Origin of the sequence: Bradyrhizobium guangzhouense, from assembly GCF_004114955.1 — a bacterium.
GTDB lineage: Bacteria > Pseudomonadota > Alphaproteobacteria > Rhizobiales > Xanthobacteraceae > Bradyrhizobium > Bradyrhizobium guangzhouense.
On the sequence record NZ_CP030054.1, the window covers coordinates 425483 to 445046 of the forward strand.

Annotated in this window: 9 protein-coding genes and 4 pseudogenes; 7 read left to right on the forward strand and 6 right to left on the reverse strand. The window is 59.5% G+C overall.

Going from position 1 to position 19564, the window contains the following annotated elements; all coding sequences use genetic code 11:
* Positions 1-5 precede the first annotated feature (5 nt).
* Positions 6-1091: an amino acid kinase family protein gene (locus tag XH91_RS36030; protein ID WP_128955125.1), complete on the reverse strand. Its 1086-nt coding sequence runs from the start codon at positions 1089-1091 to the stop codon at positions 6-8.
* A 1262-nt stretch (positions 1092-2353) separates the two neighbouring features.
* Here XH91_RS36030 and rpoN point away from each other — a divergent pair.
* Positions 2354-3958, forward strand: coding sequence for an RNA polymerase factor sigma-54 (rpoN, locus tag XH91_RS36035; protein WP_128929881.1), 1605 nt, complete (start codon positions 2354-2356; stop codon positions 3956-3958).
* A 579-nt stretch (positions 3959-4537) separates the two neighbouring features.
* Here rpoN and XH91_RS36040 read toward each other — a convergent pair.
* Positions 4538-4799, reverse strand: a pseudogene (locus tag XH91_RS36040) (transposase); the annotation flags it as partial.
* A 203-nt stretch (positions 4800-5002) separates the two neighbouring features.
* On the opposite strand from XH91_RS36040, the pseudogene XH91_RS36045 reads away from it, so the two are divergent.
* Together XH91_RS36045 and XH91_RS36050 are read left to right on the forward strand one after the other, a co-directional pair.
* Positions 5003-5457: pseudogene (locus tag XH91_RS36045) on the forward strand (IS110 family transposase); the annotation flags it as partial.
* 1019 nt (positions 5458-6476) lie between these two features.
* Positions 6477-6683: a cold-shock protein gene (locus XH91_RS36050; RefSeq protein WP_128929882.1), complete on the forward strand. Its 207-nt coding sequence runs from the start codon at positions 6477-6479 to the stop codon at positions 6681-6683.
* Between the two features lie 706 nt (positions 6684-7389).
* Here XH91_RS36050 and istB read toward each other — a convergent pair.
* The 4 genes and pseudogenes from istB to XH91_RS36080 all read right to left on the reverse strand — a co-directional run bounded on the left by istB (position 7390) and on the right by XH91_RS36080 (position 14140).
* Positions 7390-8202 (reverse strand): IS21-like element helper ATPase IstB, encoded by an 813-nt coding sequence (gene istB, locus XH91_RS36065; protein WP_206736872.1) that lies wholly within the window; start codon positions 8200-8202, stop codon positions 7390-7392.
* Positions 8199-9671, reverse strand: coding sequence for an IS21 family transposase (istA, locus tag XH91_RS36070; RefSeq protein WP_128955127.1), 1473 nt, complete (start codon positions 9669-9671; stop codon positions 8199-8201). Before istA ends, istB begins: the two co-directional genes overlap by 4 nt.
* A 281-nt stretch (positions 9672-9952) precedes the next feature.
* Positions 9953-10978 (reverse strand): IS110 family RNA-guided transposase, encoded by a 1026-nt coding sequence (locus tag XH91_RS36075; protein WP_164934317.1) that lies wholly within the window; start codon positions 10976-10978, stop codon positions 9953-9955.
* Between the two features lie 2105 nt (positions 10979-13083).
* A pseudogene (locus XH91_RS36080) lies at positions 13084-14140 on the reverse strand (IS110 family RNA-guided transposase).
* 1566 nt (positions 14141-15706) lie between these two features.
* Here XH91_RS36080 and XH91_RS36090 point away from each other — a divergent pair.
* The 4 genes and pseudogenes from XH91_RS36090 to XH91_RS39740 all read left to right on the forward strand — a co-directional run.
* Positions 15707-16018, forward strand: coding sequence for a hypothetical protein (locus tag XH91_RS36090; protein ID WP_128929884.1), 312 nt, complete (start codon positions 15707-15709; stop codon positions 16016-16018).
* Positions 16019-16377: 359 nt separating this feature from the next.
* Positions 16378-17064: a transposase gene (locus tag XH91_RS36095; RefSeq protein ID WP_237867167.1), complete on the forward strand. Its 687-nt coding sequence runs from the start codon at positions 16378-16380 to the stop codon at positions 17062-17064.
* 217 nt (positions 17065-17281) lie between these two features.
* Positions 17282-18208, forward strand: a complete 927-nt coding sequence (locus XH91_RS36100) for an AAA family ATPase (RefSeq protein WP_128955128.1) — start codon at positions 17282-17284, stop codon at positions 18206-18208.
* 346 nt (positions 18209-18554) lie between these two features.
* A pseudogene (locus XH91_RS39740) lies at positions 18555-18735 on the forward strand (hypothetical protein); the annotation flags it as partial.
* Between the last annotated feature and the right edge of the window lie 829 nt (positions 18736-19564).

Consider the following 19564-nt stretch of genomic DNA (forward strand, 5'->3'; position numbering starts at 1 on the left):
GATGGCTAGTGAGGTGCTTCCACCCCACTAGTGCGGAGCTCTGCATGGACCCTCTGAGCACAGTAAGAAGCGGCCTCAAGATCTCGCAATTCGTATGTCTTTGGCTTGGACCCGGTGAGCGCTAAAACAACAATCTTCTGCGCACTCCTCACGGGGTGGATGCCTTCCCGATGCAGAGCGGTAAGCGCGGCCTCCGCGTCATGCGTCAAATACCCCTCGGGGCTTTCATCCTGCTCGAGATCGATCCACATGATACCAAGCCTTCGTAAAACGTCTTCAGCATTACGTTTTTCGAAGACGCTTTGAAATGCAACCCGTGTTGCTGACGGGTTGATGACCACGCAAACCCCGCCTCCTGCGTCAGTCACCAAAGTACCGGCCATCTCATTCGGCAGTAACGATTTGCAGGAGATGGCTATTCTCCGGCCGGCAGCATAGTCGATTGCGCCATGGTGAAGCACTTTCGCCCCGCAGCGTGCTATCCGACTTGCGTTGGCATAGGAGACTGTCGGGAGCAGCCTTGCTTGCCTCACAATCCTCGGATCGGCGGAGTAGATGCCACAGACATCCGAGTAGACTTCGCAAACGCCACTTCCCACCATATCGGCGGCTATTACCGCAGTCAAATCCGAGCTATTGCGGCCGAGCATTGAGACCCGTCCACCTTCATCCAGACCCTGCGCTCCGGCAAGGATTACCACGCGGCCATAATCGAGCGCCTTTAGCAGCGGTTTGTTGTCGACCTCCTCGATGACCGTCCTACCTAGAACCAAGGATGTCTTGATTCCAATCGAATAGCCAAAGAGCGATGATGTCGGCACCGAGTGTCTTTGCAATGCTGCCTCAAGAAGTCCAGCGGAAATCATTTCTCCCGCTGTCAGGACGGTGTCCAAGGCAACGGTGCTGCAGATTTCATTCACAGAGAGCGCTAGAGACTTCAGTACGTCCGTCTGGCCGTGCATCGCGCTAACGACGACCACGACTTGCCGCGCGTCATTTGCAAGCCTATCTACTATATGTCTGGAGACAGCGCGGTACGCCTCCGCATCACGAAAGCTCGATCCCCCAAACTTCATTACTTTGATTGACATGCGCCGTGGCCCAACGTGCGAGATCACTTGCTTTAACTCACCCGGCGCCGCATTAGATCAGACGACGAGCCGCTTCGCGCGCTCGACATCCGGCTGCTTCTTGAGAGCTGCTCCTCGCGCTAGGCTTGTCATCGTCGCAGCAATAGCTGTACCACGAGATAGCTCACGATTAGCGCCGCCCGGCATCTCGCTGGCGGCTTGGGCGTGTTGCGGCAGCACAGGACGATGCACCTAAACAATGGCGCGCTAGTTGCCTGAGACCTCCATCCCGCGTTGTTCGATGTCGCCCATCTTGATTGTTGCGGTTGCCACAAAGGTCGATCGGGCCGCTAGTTCACACACCGCAGCGAGCTCCGTCGTACTGCATCACTACCTGAGATCATCAACAAGGGACATGAGCGGCATCCGGCGTACTGGCTTGGCACACCTCTTGCTGATGCTTCCACTGAACAGATCTCGGGAGGCCTCTTGCTCAGTCCGTTGAATGATGTCCGGCACGCCGCGTTGTTGCTGCCCGGTCTCCGGCACTTGCCGCCCCAGACCTGCGATGGAGCGACGTGTTTCGCCCGGTTCACTCGAACGGGCGACCCACTGCGCCGAGCCAGAATTTGGCCAAATACGGCCTTGCACGGAAGAGCTCGCCTCTGGGAACGCGTTCCCAAGATGGTGCTGCGACCGCAGCGGCAAGCGGAGCGTTGCAAAAAGCGCTCCGGACCCTATGCCACCCTCGGCGGGGACAGCACCAAGCGATTATATGCGCTCTACCTCAGCCCGGGCCCCGCCGGGACACAAAGCCCTCGCTTTTTTTCAGCTGGAGCGACCACCGCCGGTAAGCAGTCCGGTCCTGCGCCTGTTAACAATCGAGGCGCGCCAATCGTGTCAGGCCAAGAACGTATTGTGTGGAAAGGCCGGACGATGACACACGCCTGCGGCGTAGGTCGCCGCGACAACTTCGATGCGAAACCCGGCAAAAACTATGGCCTCTGGCAATCAGAACGCAGATTCTATTTGCCAACTGGACAGTTCATTGTCGTGGCGCCCTCGTCTCGGTTCACCAGAACCAGACTATCAACAGCAGGCCGCATCCTTGGCCTCCCCACAGGCGGCCATCAAACATTCTATGAAGATAGAGCGAGAGGGGACTCTGCGCCTGTAGGGCGGGAGATCGCCTTGCGCTTCCATATCCACAACCGTCTGCGTGCCGAACATCAATTGGTAACTCGCATACAGACGCCGTACATCAGCCGGGGAGAGACCTTACAATGAGCCTGGGATATCAGCAGAATGTTCGGCAATCGCAATCAGCCGTACTATCGCCGCGCCTGGCGAAGGCGATAAAGCTGCTGAAATTGTCTAATCTCGATCTGGCTGATTTCGTGGAGGAGGAGCTCGAGTGCAATCCATTGCTGGAGCGCGACATAGACATGCTGACGCAAGAGGATGCCGGAACAACGACCGACCTCTTCAGCGAAGCCAGCGGTCCGGACGACGCTAGTGATCTTGACAGCGACGCGTTCGACAATAGCCAACAAGACGGCTTGAGCGTAGACCCTGGCACTCGCCCCGAGCTCGACGCGGCGCCCAGCCCGGAGCTTGACGATCTTCATTCCGAGCCATTTGATGAGGACATTCCTCAGAATTCGGACCAAGATCGGCTGGACGTCGGCACAGAGGCGTCCCGCAGCCGATCTTGTCAGGAAGACTATAATCTAGAGGCGTGCGTACCGAAAGAGATCACCCTCCGCGATCATTTGACCGAGCAGCTCGGACTCGCGCTGACGTCGCCCACAAAGCGACTCATCGGACGCTATCTAATCGACCTCGTCGATGACGCCGGATACTTGCCGCAAGACCTAGGAAATGCCGCCAAACGGCTGGGGGCCTCGCAAACAGATGTTGATCTCGTTCTGGCAACATTGCAGACGTTTGACCCTCCTGGCGTCTTCGCTCGTTCTTTGAAAGAATGTTTCGCGATCCAGCTGCGCGAGCGCAACCGCTATGACCCAGCGATGCAGGCACTGGTTGAGAACCTCGCTCTTGTACCTGAGGGGGTTCCTGCCCTGCGCAGCGTTTGCGGAGAGAGCGATGAGGACATCGCCGATATGATTGCGGAACTTCGGTCACTCGACTCGAAGCCGGGACATAAGTTTGGTTCGGTGCGCCTGGAACTTTTGATCCCAGATGTCTTTGTTCGCCGGGGTCATCACCACAATTGGGTAGTCGAGCTGAACAGTGAAGCGTTTCCCAGCATTTCGCTGAATCAGGTTTATTATCGCGATTTCAAGGGCAAAATGCGCAACCGTAATGACAAGGCCTACCTGGCCAATAAGTGGTCTGATGCACGCTGGCTGGTAAGTTCACTTGAGAGACGTGCGAACACAATCTTGAAAGTTGCGAGCGAAATTGTGCGTCAGCAACATGACTTTTTCTCCTACGGCGTAGAGCATCTACGACCCCTCAATCTGAAAGCAGTGGCCGACGCCGCGGGGGTGCATGAGTCCACCGTTTCACGCGTAACGAACAACAAGTACATGGCCTCCAATCGTGGACGGTTCGAGCTCAAATACTTCTTCAAACCATCCATTGCTTCAGCCGTCGGCGAGACGGCTCACTCGGCAGAGGCTGTTCGCCACCGCATTAAGAGGCTCATCGACTCCGAGGCCCAAGCATCAGTGCTCTCAGATGACGCAATCGTCGAGCTATTGCGTTCCTCTGGGATCGATATAGCGCGCCGGACGGTCGCAAAATACCGTGGCAAAATGGGCATCCCTCCGTCCGTGGAGCGACGGCGCCAGAAGCAAGCTGCTCTCGGCTATGTTTCCTCAACGACTCCGCTCAATTCCCCAGACCGTACGGAGGCGGCTTGATCCTATTGAAGGATTTCGTTCACAGCGGCGGAGAAACGCATAGTTGAGCTGTCAGGCAGGACCATCAAGCTTGCTAGGCGCCGGGGATTGCCCCCAACCGCCTAAAGCCCTTAGATTGAAGACGGCCAATTGGGGCGTTAAGTCGCCCCGACGGCCGTTCTGCTAGGCTCAGGGGCAACGGCTGCATCCTTTCGCAGCCCCGATGGCCCCGCGTGAGCGTGATCCTCTCTCAGGCTGCTACGCGATTTTCATAAGCAAGAAATGGGTTGACTGGTTTAAGCAGGGCATCCGAAGCATCGATTGGAGCTCTGCCGCTAAATTGCTTGGTCAACCCTGCACTGATGAACCATAAGATGCCATCGGCGAGCATCCTGTGGGACGCTTGAACACTTCGTCTCACAAGATCGCCGTGTTGATGCCTAGGCCGCTCCTCGACGGGTAGATACCGCGCCTCAAATGCTGAGAAACGAAGAGACGTTCGATCCAATTGACGCAAGCTCCGCTGCCAGCACCCTGCCGGGGCATGGTGTAGCTGACGGTAGGTTACCTGCGATTTTCCGGCAGGCGGGTCGGAAGGCATCAGCCTGCCACGTCGGGCAGACCGACGATGAATTCATCGCTTAATGGCGCGATGCTTTCCGGCGTCATGTAGCGGGCGCCTGGACCGCACATTCGTCGTTCTGCTCGACAGGGTCGCATCGATTAGGTCGGCGATTGCGTCTCCGTTAGGGAAGATGCCGACGACCTCGGATCGCCGCTTGATCTTGCCGTTGAGGCGCTCGATCGGATTGGTAACCGGTATTTGAGTTTCTCGGTGCCGATGTCCCGCTGCGATATTCAAGATAGTGGCGTATGGTGCAACCATCGGGAGAGAGGCACCGGGAGCACCAAGGTGCGGGCAGGCCGATGCATACGATCAGCCACGAGCTCGGGTTAGTAGCTGGCCGCCTCTGCGACCAGCCCGGTTGCGCTGAGAGCGCGCATCCGTAGTTGTCGTGTCGCCCGTAGCTCCCGTCATGTGGTCTGATTTGGCAGGAGGTGCAAGTGCGACGGGTGATTGACATCGACGTCCGAACCTCGGAGAGGTGGTGGTTTGGGAGGATGGCAGCCTCCGACATGCGGGCCGTATTGATATAGACGCGGACTGCGTTGGACGGTTTTGGCAAGACCCTGCTGGCCAGTGATGCGGTGGTGGTCGAAGCGACCGCGAACAGAGTGGCGGTGTCGCCGGTTCTGGCGTCGTTCGTGGCACGCGTGATTGTCGCCAATTCGCATCAGGTGAAGGCGATCGCCCAGGCTCAAGTCGAGACCGACAAGATCGATGCCGGCACACTCGCGTGTCTGCAGGCGCCCGCGGCACCTGCCGCAGATCCGGACGCCTGACGCAGAGACGGAACGCAAGCGTCGGCTAGCGGCGCGGCGCTACCAGGTCGTGCGGCATCGCGCGGCTCAAGAACGAGGTGCAATCGATCCTGCACGCGCACCTGATCCCGAAGTGCTCCAGGCCTGCTCGCGGTCCCCGAGATCGTCCGCGCCACTTGTCGGGCCAAGCGCGCGTCCGCCGGGTTTCAGCAACGGTGCGCTTGATCTAACACCAGGCAGTACGATTATTGTTAGTTTTGCGCCAGCTGCCCATGTTAGATGTCCAACGATGGCAGCATGGGCGCTGCAACTGCTGCCGCGCATACCGTCATGGACCGCCTACATGCGGCAAGAGCCTCTCCCTCATAGCGCCAGGACCTATCTCAGGAGATTGAGCGTCACTCTCAAGCTTCTGGGCAACGGCCCAAATGTTCTGCGGCCGAGGCAATGCTGCGAGCAGGAGCATAGTCTCTCCCACACTCCTACATCACCAGAACCAAAACGGCAGAGCAACCTAGTCGGCAGTTGGTCCCGTTGTCATAAGGCGCGGCACGCTACTTGCTTAACGGCCAATGAGAATAGATGCATTGGTCTCTCGCGAGAACAGGTGCTCGATGACTTTTGTCAGGATACTTCTGCCAACACTTTGGCGCCGAGGCGCTGCAATCGCAAGCGGCGGTGCATCTTATATCCGAAGTAGCGACATGAGCTCTCGCTTGGATTCCATGCGAGCGGCCACAGCTGCCCCCACTAGCGCCGTGTCCGCTTTCACCGCCGTAGATCTCATCCAAACCGACCGGCGCACTTGCTCGACCGCTTTGCGCCGAGCGGTGCGCCTGACGGCGAATGACGGTCACCACCACCTTTCACTCTTCTTCCAACCTGCGTCGCTCGGACATGCGATAATGACGCCTTGCGTTGAGCAACGGCAAGCTGACAGTGCACCAAAGTCCGCAATCTTGTCGCGCCGCGATCGCACTTTTCATGGAGCACAAGCGAGCGCATCAAGTGAGATACGCAATTGTATGGCATACCGACGGCTTTTTACCTTCTTTCGCAATCTTACATTGTTCTACAGCGCCCTTGCGTGCGGCATGAGCTTCGCTGGCTGAGTGCGTACTTTTTGTTAGCTTTTGAAGACGCCGGAGTTCGACACATGGCAACAGGTATCGTGAAATGGTTCAACGCAAGAAAGGGATATGGCTTCATCAGACCGGATGACGGAGGTCCGGACGTATTCGTACACGCCAGCGCGGTCGCAAAAGCCGGAAGAAGCGACTTAGCCGAAGGCATACGAATTTGCTACGAGCTCAGGACCAGTGCGGCAGGCCGAACCTTTGCAGAGGACCTCAGCATCCCCTAGACCCTTTGTCCGCCCTGTGAGGTGACGGGCGGCCCCGCGGCAAGCTCCTATCGAGGGTTGCGCCGGATGGTCCGGCGCCGAACCCCAAGCATGGGGAGCGGGCCTGATGAACCATAGCATTTTCGTAGGGCTGGATGTACACAAGGCAACGATTTCGGTTGCGATGGCCCAAGGAGTGCGCGGCGAGGAAGTTCGCAACTTAGGGATCATCCTAATCGCGCCGACCAATCAACAAGCGGGCAAAGAGCCCAGGTCAAGCTGTGCATCCTCTATCACCCCTTGTCGGCGGCCAGCAAAGCCGGGGTGATCGTCACCACCGCCATTGCACGCGAGATGGTCGGCTGCCTGTGGGCGACGCTCTTCAAGTAAGAACTCGGCCCGGCCGCGTGTGAAGAGCGCTGGTCGAGCGTATCGGTGCCAGGGCGGGAGGCAGGGCGCGGTGGGGACTCCTCGTATGAGCCGGCATTGTCGACGCTCGCTCGCAGATCTCGCCGCAAGTCCAGCACGGGACCTATTTGACGCTGGATCGAACGAAGCCACGTCTTGTGAGCGTGTAACTATGGGGGCTTGATCTAGGCTGTAGCGCGGCAATCTGGGTAGGAAGTGCGCGGCAATCAGGATGGCGAGGCGTGTCGCGGCCTGATGATGATTGCCGCGATGATTGTCGCGCGCAAGAGTTTTGTTGAACTCTGATTGTCGCGCAGCGTCAATCAGCGACGGTTTTGGGTGTCGCGTGCGATGGCGGCCGTCCGGGACCGCGTTTTCGTTCGAGGGCGGTCCGTCTGCGATAGCTCTCGACGTTCATCTCGACGATGGTGGCGTGATGAACGAGGCGATCGATAGCGGCCAGGGTCATGGCGGGGTCCGGGAAGACCCTGTTCCATTCGCCGAATGGCTGATTGGCGGTGATCAGCATCGAGCGGCGCTCGTAGCGTGCACTGATGAGCTCGAACAGCACGCTGGTCTCGGCCTGATCCTTGGTGACGTAAGCGAGATCATCAAGAATCAGGAGATCGAAGCGATCGAGACGATTGATGGCCGCCTCGAGGTTAAGCTCGCGTCGCGCTAGCTGGAGCTTCTGCACGAGATCGGTGGTCCGGGTGAAGAGGACGCGCCATCCGTTCTCGATGAGGGCCAGGCCGATCGCTGCCGCCAAGTGGCTCTTTCCGCCGCCGGGCGGGCCGAACAACAGCAAATTGGCGCCCTTGCCCAGCCAGCTGTCACCGGCGGCGAGCGCCATCACCTGCGCCTTTGAGATCATCGGCACGGCTTCGAAGTCGAAGCTGTCGAAGGTCTTTCCGGTGGGCAAACGTGCTTCGACAAGGTGTCGTTCGGTCCGACGGCGGCCGCGTTCGGCAATCTCGTGCTCGGCGATGGTCGCGAGGAAGCGGCCGGCCGGCCAGCCTTCCTTGTCGGACTGTTCGGCAAATTGCGCCCACAGCACCTTGATGGCAGGCAGACGGAGCTCATTGAGCAGCAGATTGAGGCGCGCGGCATCAACCGTGTTCGTTACGCTCATGCGGCACCTCCGGTCTCGGCGGCACCGATGAGGCATTCGTAGGTCGCAAGCGGCACGAGCTGCACCACGACGTTCGGCAGGTTGGCGGGATCGGGGGCGAAGTAAGCACGTAGCCGGTTGAGGTCGGGCAGTTGGCCGGCCTCGAGATCGGCGGTGAGCTGATCGGCGAGTTCGGCCTCGCAGCCGCGTTCATGAGCGAGCGCGAGGAGATCGACCATGATCCGGCTGGCTTTTTTGTCCGGCAAGCGTTCGCGCAAGCGATCGAAGGTCTTCCGATAGGCATCCCGCGGGAACAGCTGATCTCGGTAGACCAGATTGAGAAGTGCCATCGGCTTGCGCCGCAGGGAATGGATCACGTGCCGATAATCGACGACCTGGTCGTACTTGCCATTGGGATGCGGCCGCCCACGCGGCAAGGTGACGAGATGGGTGCCCCCGACGAACACGTCGAGACGATCGTCGTAAAGGCGCACCCGCAGTCGGTGACCGATCAGGCGCGATGGCACCGTGTAGAACACCTTGCGCAGGGTGAAGCCGCCGGACGAGGTCACGCGGACGATCACCTCTTCGTAGTCGGAGGTGCGCCGATCGGGCAGCTCCTGCAACACCACGCGCTCGCTATCGATCCGCTTGGCGTTGCGGGCATTGCGGCGGCTGACGATCTCGTCGATGAAGCCGCGATAGGTGGCAAGATCGTCGAAGTCGATAGTTCCGCGCAGCAGCAAGGCATCCGCGATTGCTCGCTTGAGATGACCGTGGGGCCCTTCGATCGAACCATTCTCGTGAGCAACGCCTCGATTGTTGCGGGAAGGCCGCATGCCGTAATGGGCACAAAGGGCCTCGTATCGCTGCGTCAGATCGTCCCGTGCATCACGATTGAGATTGCAGAATGCGGCCGACAGACTGTCGGTCCGATGCTCCCGCGGCGCCCCACCGAGCGACCAGAGGGCATTCTGCAGGCCTTCCGCCAGGGCGACGAAGCTCTCGCCGCCAAGCACGACGTGGGCGTGCTCGAACCCGCAATAGGCCAAACGGAAGTGATAGAGACGATGATCCAACGGAGCACCCGCGATCGTAACACCCAACTCGTCCATGTCTGTGAAGTCGGAGAGGCCGAGTTGGCCAGGCTCGTGGGTTTGGCGGAAGATCACCTCCTGCTCCTCGCCGTGGACCGCCCGCCATGCACGGATCCGACGTTCCAGGGTACGACGGATACCGATGCCGAGATCCGGATGACGCCGTAGCATCTCCTCGAACACCGCCACCGGGCGTAAGCCAGGTGCCGCCTTCAGGATCGGGACGATCTCGGTCTCGAACACCTCGCTCAACGGGTCCGGTCGTTGCCGGCCGCGGGGCGCCTTCCTTTGCGATGGAAATCGGGGATCTCTCTCGATCCGATAGGCGGTCGACGCACTGAATGACGCCTTGGCCGCCGCCACTGGCGGGCTATCGGTCTGACGGTACTTCATGTAGAGCCTTCTGTGGTTGCCGCCCGCAATGCAAGAAGTTTCTGACCCTTTGGCGTGTGATCGAGTGCGGTCTTCTGTCAGGCCTTCCTTTACGGCATTTTCAGAAGCCGCTGGCCGGTATGGTGATCCGCGGACCAGGTCCAATTCTCATCTCCGAGCACGTCGGCTCTTTGGCTCTAGCTGGTTTCCTGATCCAGATCTGTTCGATCGTTGCGCCCATTCGGGTCGTCGCCTTCTCACACCCCCTTCGCCAACGTCAGGCTATTTCGTGCTGCATGCAGTCATGCCGTCACTGCCTGCGCTGGGTTCCGATAATCCTCCTTCCGGGTGAGCATGGCCCAAATCGTCCGAGCCATCTTGTTCGCCAAGGCGATCGCCACAAGCATGCGCGGCTTCCTCGCCAGCATCTGCGCCAGCCAGGATCCGCTAGGGATCGACTTGCGCCCGAGCCAGTTCAGCCGCGACATCGCCCCAACGATGAGCAACTGGCGAATGTCCGCCTGTCCTTCCTTCGAAACGCGTCCGAGCCTTTCCTTTCCCCCTGAGGAATGTTGCCGTGGGACCAAGCCGAGCCAAGCCGCGAAGTCTCGGCCACGTCGAAAGGCCGCCATGTCGGGCGCGAAAGCCTCGATCGCGAGTGCGGTCAGCGGGCCGACCCCCGGCATTGTCTGCAGCCGCTGCGCCGTGACCGTCCGCGTCGCCAACTTCTTGAGCTGCTCTGCCTTGGCATCGATCCGCTCCGTCTTGTAGGCGATCTGATCAATGAGACTCCGACATTCCTCGCGGACCAGTTCTGGTAGATCGCTGTTCGGATCTTCGAGGATTGCGTCAATGCGTTTAAGTTGTTCGATTCCTTGCGGGATGATATGGCCGAATTCGTAGAGAACAGAACGCAGCGCATTCACCAGATCGGTGCGCTGATGAACAAGGCGCTTCCGAGCCCGAAAGAGCACTGCCCTGGCCTGCTGTTCTTCCGATTTCGGCTCGACGAAGCGCATCTCGGGGCGCTGTGCCGCGATCACGATTGCTTCGGCATCAGCCGCGTCGTTCTTTTGGCGTTTCACAAAAGGCTTCACATATTGCGGAGCGATCAGTTTCACTTCATGGCCGAGCTTGACCATCTCCCGTGCCCAATAGTGGGCGCTGCCACAGGCTTCCATCACCACCACTGCCGATGGGTGGCCCGCCATGAACTTCCGAAACTGAAGCCGCGACAGTTTCTTTCGAAATTTCAAGTGTCCCGCCATTGACGCCCCGTGGAGCTGAAACACATTCTTGGCTAGATCCACTCCGATCACCGTATCCATCAATTTGCCGTCCTCTTCGCTTCGGGGTTCAAACACTGCGTTCTTGGCACATTACGATGCCGTCTGGGGAGGGCGGCAACCATCCCATCTCATCTGGTGATCTGTGATGTGTCGGCCGGGCAAGCGAGTGATTCCTCTTGGCGGAAGAACCACTTGCATAACCCCGCCGGCCGCGATCACCAGTCGGCGCGGTCCTCCTCGGGATCGCGCCGACGCTGGGCTCGTAACTCCGGTCGGGCTACGCCCTCCCTCCGTCACGAGCCCAGCGAAACTCTCTCACCTTGATTGACGCTGCCTTCCATCCTGATCGTCGCGCGACACTAGGCGCCCGTCGGCGCGATTGACTCGATGTCCGCGAGCGAGTGTGGCCGCCGGTTGTCGCTGAACTGGCAGCAAAGAACGCTGCCTATACCGGGACGCGACTTGCACGAGCGGCTCAGGCGCCACAGTTTGCTCGTTTTGACCGATGGCGGCGACGGTGCGAGGAACGCGATGCTCCAGCTGAAGCGGCAGGCCTGCTGTAGAGTGAGGGCAGCTGTGCTACGTCTGATTATGGGATCAACACCAGAACGCAACTGACGTCCCCGTCTGTCAGACTCGGGACAGTTGTCGCACTAACATGGCGTCGCGACGCTCTCGCAATGGTGCTCAGAATCCCCTAACTCATTTATACGTGTCAGAACTGTCATGCTCCCGCCGATGGCATCGGACTTGCTGATCCTCTCCTTGAGAGGCTTGCCCGGAGCTACTCCGGGGAGGTTTATTTGGCCCTGGAGGGGAATTGTAAATGGCGGAGAAGGCGTGCTCGAGATGCGGTCGATATCAATAAGATCAGGCTACGCGCTGACCAATACGTCCATTATCCAAGATACTGTTCGACCGATCCCACCTTCGGGCGCTCACGACCGCCTAAAACGGTAAAGCATGGAGCGCGCGGTGATCTTGGCACTCTGCGTGGCCGCTCTCGCAGCCGGTGGAGTGCTGCTTTCGTTCGCCAAGCAAGCGCTATACGTCTTGGCATTGGGGTAGGAAAGTAGCGTAGCGATCATGTGGCTGTGGCACTTGATTGGCGGCAGCCAATATTTGGATCAGCAGCACTGGCTGCGCAGGCCGCCAGGCGGGAGCTTTTTGACGACATCTTGGAGCCGACTGTCGAAACGACCGTGATAAGGAGTCGAACGATGAGCAGCTGGAAGTCCCTATTGAGCTGTACGGTGGTGGGAGTCCTGATGGTTGTCCAGTTGGAGCTGGCGACGGCAGCGCCGATGCCGAGGAGTGTCGGAGTCGTGCAGGCCTTTCCTGGAGGCACGACCACGATGTCCCCTGTCTCTCACTGCAACTGCGAACGGAGGATCTCCAGTCTTGCAAGAGCCGAACTCTTCCGTGGCGCAAGTACGAGCGGCGGCTGTTATGGCCCTTATTGCGTATATGCGGAGCCGCCTTATGGATACCCTCCGGTCAGTTATGGCTGCAGTCCGTACCATACCGGCCCGCGGTCGTACCCGTTCCGCGCATATCCCTGCCACGGTTATAGGCACGGTTGTTACGGACGCCACTGTTGTTATCGCCAGTACGACTGCCCGGATTTGTGACCGACCGGCGAGACGAAACTGTCGGCTACTGGTGAAGCGGATCTATAGCAAGGAGCAATATAAATGACCCCGATGTATGGTCCGGCCGTGCGTTGCAAGTGGTTTCGCCGAGCTGGCGGTGAGCGGTCTTGCATCAATGTATCCGGCCTTTGATTGGAGCATTTGCTCCGGCCACCATGGATATCAGCGCGCGTGCGTTCTCGTTAGCGGACAGGCCTCGATTGGACCATTCGGGTCACCAGTGTTCGCATGCGCCGGGAAGACCGAACCTCCATCTCGTCTCATCCTCTCGCAGACCTCGGCTGGAAATTATTGATAGGGGCTTACGTCATCGCTTGCTCCTCATTTTGCTCAGTTCCTTTGTTCGAGCCAAGGGCCGTTCCTTCGTCCCGGCCCGCAGAACGTCGATCGCGTCGCGCGCAGGGGCGGTCAAGGCCAGCCGTCGCGCTTGGCTTGCGGCTGGCTCCGGCGTTGCCAGGCTGCGCCTTGACCGCGCCCAGCACGGCGCGAGGATCAAGCGGGTCGGACGCCTGCATCGTCAGTCCTCGTCAGCTCGAAGGCGCGTCCTTTGGCCAGCACCGCCCAGGCGATGCGGGCAAGCTTGTTGGCGAGCGCGATCGCGAGCACGTTGTGGTGCAACCGCCTTTTGGCGGCTTCGATCCAGGACTTGAGCCCATAACTTTCCCAGTTCTTTATCCTGACCAGCACAACGCACGCCGCCTGCACGAACAGAACGCGCAGGTAGCGATTGCCGCGCCTCGAGATTTTGCCGAGGATCGTGCGGTCTCCCGTCGAGATCTGCTTGGGCAAGCCAAGCGCCGAAGTCGCGGCCTTTGGAGAATACGTCTCCGGTGCCGATCGCGGCCACCATGGCGCTCGAAATGATCGGCCCGATGCCAGGCACCGTCATTAGGCGCGAGCATGCCTGATCTTGACGGGCCAATGCTTCAATCTCGCCGGAGAGGCCATCGATGCGCTGATCCAGCCGGTGCCAGTCGCCTGCCAGCTCCTCGATGACACGCAACATGCGTGGCGACAGGGCATCGGCGCGCGTCGCAAGGATGGTGGGCAGTTCGGTGCGCAAGAAGCCGATACCTTGGCGCACGGCGATCCCGCGCTCCAACATGAAGGCGCGAATCTGGTTGATGATGCCGGTGCGTTGCGATACCAGCCGCTCGCGCACCCGGTGCAGCGCCTGCAGATCCAGTTGCTCCGCGGTCTTGGTCGCCACGAACTTCATCGTCGGGCGCTGCACGGCTTCGGCAATCGCTTCGGCGTCATTGAAGTCGTTCTCCTGTCCCCTGCTATAGGGGCGGACATATTTGGCCGGCATCAACCTCGCATCGTGACCAAGCGATGCGAGTTTGCGGCTCAGGTGATGTGCGCCGACGCAGGCTTCCATACCGATCAGGCAACGCGGCAGATTTGCGAGCCGCGCCTCCACTTGCCCACGCGGTCACTTTTGACGCAGAACGATGGCGCCGCGCGCATCGTGGCCGACGACGTTGAACGAGTTCTTGCCGATATCGATGCCGATCACGGCGATCGCGGTATTGGGTGTCTGAGACATGGTGTGCTCCTTGTCTTTGCCGCCCCTTACCAGCTTCGCTTGCTGGCGGGGGCAGGAGGCCCATTAGCGGAGCTCGGAAGAGGAGGCGAACATGCCGTCGATATCGGGAGAATCAGGCTCCGCGATGACCAATATGTCCGTGAGTTTATTCGAACCTGATAACGACGTTCCAGGCGGCAAGCAATTGTAAAAGAGAACGCATGGAACACGTGGCGTCTAGGCACTCCGGGGCGTCGCTCTGTCGAGGAATGTCTTGGCCATCTCGCTGTCAGTCATGCAGGTATACGTCGGCATTCATCTCCAGTGCCGGATCGAGGTCTGCATCCAGGTGCATCTCCGGCGCCGACATGCTCCGGCAACACTATCCATGCCTGTTGCGAGTGACTGTCGAGTTACGAAGAACTCATGACCGCACATGGACGCATGGAGCACGCAGAGCATGCTTTGCTGATCGCCGTGCTGGCGCTATTCCGGTATCCTGGGCGATCTCGGACAAGCTCGGTAAGAGTGCACAAACCGAAGCGATCAGCAAACCTGTGGACGCCGTCATCGACTGGGCCTTGTTCATGGCCAAGACCAGCCGCCGCACAATGGTGGAGATGGTAGCTGAGCTGGAATCTCCTGCGGCGTCTATGTCACGCGTTCGCCGAGCTTCGACAAGCCAGGCCGATCGCCAGGACGGGCACTACGTTGGGGCCGGCAGCAATCACGCCCTCCCGCTCGATGCCGTCGGGAGCGCTGACCTAAGCGATGTGAGGTTGATACTTTGTGCCTCCGTTATGAAAAGGCTTGAATCGCACCTAGCGTCACATTGTACGATCCTGGAATGAAGTCGAGACCTCTGGTGAACCAACGCCGGCTACTCCTTAGCACCTGGGATGGCATACTTGGCTGTGGAGTTCTCGTATCTGTTCTAGTGGAAACCGGATGAAACGCGCGCTTTTGACTACGGCCGCACTGCTTTTGTTGGTAGGCACTGCTTCAGCCCGCACGCAAGAGGGCCCACCGGAAGGCGCGCAGGAGCCCCCCGCCCGGGAGACTCCCTGGGACCCTGATGACCCGGGTGCGGCGTGCCGCCGGGTGCCGGTTCCTTGTTCTGAGGAAGAGAGAATTAAACATCCAGGCCGGCTGATTTGCGGCCATCAACGGCGCGGCAACTGCCGCACCTGACAAAGAGAGCCCGCCGACGACCGTGCAACTTGATCGATCGGCCGCTATTTGGACTTGTGTTAGTTACCGCCGTCCACATCGAGCCTCGACGTCAGCACACCGAGGCCTACTCACCGCGCCGCAACCTAATCTCGGCAGAGGCTACACTTATCGATGCGGAGATTCCGTTCCGGACAGCAGGGACCATAAGAGCCCGTCGATGGGGATAGTGCTCTAGGGTTGGGTGATGGCTCCGCGACAGCTGCAATGTCGCGGTCGATCTCTTGCGCAAGCGAGGCCAGTTCGCTCCTCGCAGTATCCACGATCCATTGATCGAGACCGAAAGCATCTTTGCCCCCATAACAAAGCCGTGAGCCGTCGAGCGAGCTCGCCGGCGGTGACGAACTTGCATTCCAGATGACTACTGTCCTGACTCACAAGTTCGCAATCGTAAAATCGCATTGGATTCGCTTGGTTGTGCCAGAGCTGGGTGCTGGAATAGCGACGAAGGATTTGATGTCGGTCCAGCTACTTGCGCCCCTGATATTGAGCGATGATGAGCGTGCCGCACTGACGTCACTGACGAAGCGGCGGAACACGGCGCAGGCGCTGGCTCTGAAAGCCCGGATTGTGTTGACCTGCGCGGAGGGAGGACAGAACAAGAAAGTGGCGGCCAAGCTGCGCCTGGAGCGGCGGGACGGTAGGCAAGTCGCGCCACCGTTTTTGTAGAGCAGCGCGTGGCCGGGCTTCACGACGAGCCGCGTTCCGGGGCTCCGCGCACGGTTGATGATGTCCGAATCGAAGTCGTGACCGTGCGAACGCTGGAGAACTGCCCCGCCACGCATTGGAGCTCCCGCAGCATGGCAAAGGCGAGCGGTCTGTTGGTGTCGACGGTTCAACGCATCTGGCGGGCCTTCGGGCCAGCCGCATCGGATGGAGACGTTCAAGCTCTCGACAGACCCGTACCTACTGGCCAAGGTCCGCGACGTCGTCGGCTTTACGTCTCGCCGCCGCAGCACGCCATCGTCCCGTGTGTGAGCGACAAATCCCAAATCCAGGCTCTGGATCGCAGCCAGCCGATGTGGCCGATGCGACCTGGCCAGCCGGCCCGAAGGAGCCATGACTACAAAAGGCATGGCACCACCTCGCTGGTCGCGCCCTCGATATTGCGACCGGACGGGTCATCGGCAAGTGCTACCGACTTCACCGCGCCGCCGAATTTTGCAAGCTCCTCGACGAGACCCAGCCCGCGCCGGCTCGACGTCCATCTCGTCATGGACAACTACGCCACGCACACGACCCCGCTGATCCGGCGATGGCTAGTTAAAAGGCCGCGTTGGCATGTGCACCTGACCCCGACCAGCTCGTCATGGCTCAATCAGGAGCGCTTCTTCGAGCTCCTGACCGACAAGAACATCAGGCGCAGCGTCTATCGGAGCATTGCCGCCGTCAGGGCCGACATCGCTTCATTCATCGAACGGCACAACGCCGATCCAAAACCATTTCCATGGACCAATTCAATCGAGCGCTTCTGCCGATCCAATGCTCTGGTTCAGGACACTAGACTTGCAGCAGCACCCAGTGTGGGGCTCTGCGCATTTGGCCATAACGTTAATCATGGGCATGTACTCGAAGAGCGACCAAACACAGTTCGGCCCGCCGAACGGAATCGAGGCAAGAATGTGTCGACCCACGATCACGAGGATAAGTCTGGCCAGACCGCCCAACTGCTCGCAACGGCCAGGCCACTGAATGCCGAAGTGATACTTCATTGAAAACAAGAACGCCGCGGCATTGCTTGGTCGATTTCGGACAAGTCTGTCGAATTAGCCACACATCGGTGTCGCAACGGGTGAATACATAAGCCTTCCCTTCACCAGCCACGTGACTGCCGCCGGTCAGGATCGCGGTCGCTATACGGACCTCGTTTGCGATGGCACAACTATTGCTACCCCTTTACTCTGACACTCCATCTAACAATCGAGGAAGTACATGAAAGAGGCCTTCTCCGTAAACGAGAACAAGGACGAGTGCGTGGACGAGTGCGTCGACGAGTGCGTGGACCAGTACATGGATCACGAATTCCATCTTAATGCTGCGCTGTGGGCGCGGAGCGGCACGACCTTCCTCCCAGTCTCTGACGCTTCCTTGGAATTGCCAGCAGGTGCTTATCGCTGCCGCGAAAATAGTTGCACCGTTTTTTTCGAAAAGGTGCCGACTGTAACTGACACGCTCTTGAACTTGCCGGACACCGCCGCGGAGAGGCTTTTGGTCGAGTTCGACAAGTTCTGGGCTCTGCGCGAGAAGTACGTCGAGTACGGCTTCACGCACAAGCGCGGCATGCTCCTGTGGGGCCCTCCCGGTAGTGGCAAGACCTGCGCAATCGGACAAATGACACAGGTCGTTGTCCGAGATCATAATGGCGTAGTTGTCTTTATCGATCGCCCGCAACTGGCTAGCGCGTGTGTCGGTCTGCTGCGTCGCATTGAGCCCGAGCGGCCCGTGGTCATGGTTATGGAGGATCTGGACGAGCTCGTGGAAAGATGGGGCGCTGAGCACTTTCTTGCGTTGCTCGATGGCAACGCGCAAACTGCGAACGTGCTGCACGTTGCGACCACCAACCACCCTGACCGTCTGGACAGGCGCTTTGTCGATCGCCCTTCTCGCTTTGACACCATCATGGAAGTTGGTATGTCGTCCGCCCAGACCCGCCGCGCCTACTTCAAAGCCAAGGAGCCATCGCTTGACGATGCTACGCTCGACCGCTGGGTCGAGCAAACCAAACGCTACAATATAGCACATCTGCGAGAAGTCATCATTGGCATTAAGCTCTATGGCCAGAATGAGCGATCAGTGTTCGAAAGGTTGAATAGCATGCGTCAGAATCGCTTCGACTGCGAGAGCGAGGACAAAGAATGATGTCTTACTCCTAAGCTATGGCGACGCTGATCCTGTTTTAGGACCCGAATAGCTCGGCCGGAAGGTGGTGGCTCGGCACGCGTCATCCGGGTGTCAACTCGGGGGACGGACAATGGAGCCCTGCCGCCTGAGGCAAACGTACGCTACGCTCCATTGATCCTGACGAACCTCTGGCGGGGGTACGGTCACCCTGCGGCACGTTTCGTCGGGCCTTCCGCTGGCGCTACCGAAGCACGGACGCGTCGATCAAAACAGCGGTCTTCGAGCTTTGAATACCCGGGAAGGAGTACGTAGCTTGATCGTTCCCGTCATTAGTGTGACCGTCGCACTTCAAACATGATGCGGAGCCGAACCATGGCGGATGAGCAGCGAGCTTCTGTCCAAACTGCACGCAGGATACTCTATTTTACAAGGTCCTACTAACCCTTCAGCGTCGCCTTAACTCTTCGCGAAACGAGCAGGCGAACGCGCTGCTGCTTGCATCGGCCGTCAGCACAGCACGAACTGACGACGTCGCAAATGCCTAGTAACGAAAGGAGCCGGTCATTGCGCAACCCCGGCCAGCTCCACGGCCGGCCTTCTCCTCCGTTCCCCCCGGGGGCGAATTTGCACGGGGCAACCACCGCACGTTCGGGAGCCTCCACATACGCTCTCACCCTGACCGTCGCGCTAGGTCGTTCTCGATCCGATCATGAGAGACCGTGAGATATCGTATGGAAGAGTTCACTCCTGCGCGCCTTTTGCTTCGTGGTCTCAATCCAGGAGTGTATAACGATGCCTGCCCTGCGGGCCAGCCGAGAGGCCTCAATCAAAACCACGGCGCCAACTCGCCCTTCGCAAATGCGGCGAGCAGCTTCTCGAACCCGCGACGCGCGGTGCCACCACCAAAGCGACCGAGATCATGGTCGATCACGCTCACCTCGCTCCAGCCAAGCTGCCGCGCACCGTCACCTAAGCCTTACTGCCGGCGCGGTCCACTCGGTTGTTGATAACCTGGTCGTCCGCCGACTGACGAACGTGCACGATGGCCCGGCGAGGAGCGTGCTCAGGCGTGTTCTTGCTCACCGCTGTCCTCCTCATGTCGTTTGCGTCGGTCACCCCGTCGGTGAGCGATTCGGTAGGAAGCTCCTTCAACAGCTCCAGCGTTGCTGGCAAGTTTCAATCGGAATGCTGCTGCATCTTGGAGGGCTCTCGAACCGATCTCCCTGTGAGGTGACGCGCTCGCCACGACGACGTCCCCACAAATGGGACGAATAACCCTAAGAGGAGGATAAAACCGCGTCGACAAGAGCGCGCACCTCCAGCGACCGTCCACCGCAAGCCGCGGAGCAGGGATCAATCGGAAGGACGCGGTGG

Bases quoted from the DNA above. Each gene is read 5' to 3' on its own strand.
- istB (WP_206736872.1), bottom strand. From the start codon at position 8,202: ATGAGCGTAACGAACACGGTTGATGCCGCGCGCCTCAATCTGCTGCTC.
- XH91_RS36075 (WP_164934317.1), bottom strand. From the start codon at position 10,978: ATGGATACGGTGATCGGAGTGGATCTAGCCAAGAATGTGTTTCAGCTC.
- XH91_RS36030 (WP_128955125.1), bottom strand. From the start codon at position 1,091: ATGTCAATCAAAGTAATGAAGTTTGGGGGATCGAGCTTTCGTGATGCG.
- istA (WP_128955127.1), bottom strand. From the start codon at position 9,671: ATGAAGTACCGTCAGACCGATAGCCCGCCAGTGGCGGCGGCCAAGGCG.
- rpoN (WP_128929881.1), top strand. From the start codon at position 2,354: ATGAGCCTGGGATATCAGCAGAATGTTCGGCAATCGCAATCAGCCGTA.
- XH91_RS36095 (WP_237867167.1), top strand. From the start codon at position 16,378: ATGCGACCTGGCCAGCCGGCCCGAAGGAGCCATGACTACAAAAGGCAT.
- XH91_RS36090 (WP_128929884.1), top strand. From the start codon at position 15,707: ATGACTACTGTCCTGACTCACAAGTTCGCAATCGTAAAATCGCATTGG.
- XH91_RS36100 (WP_128955128.1), top strand. From the start codon at position 17,282: ATGAAAGAGGCCTTCTCCGTAAACGAGAACAAGGACGAGTGCGTGGAC.
- XH91_RS36050 (WP_128929882.1), top strand. From the start codon at position 6,477: ATGGCAACAGGTATCGTGAAATGGTTCAACGCAAGAAAGGGATATGGC.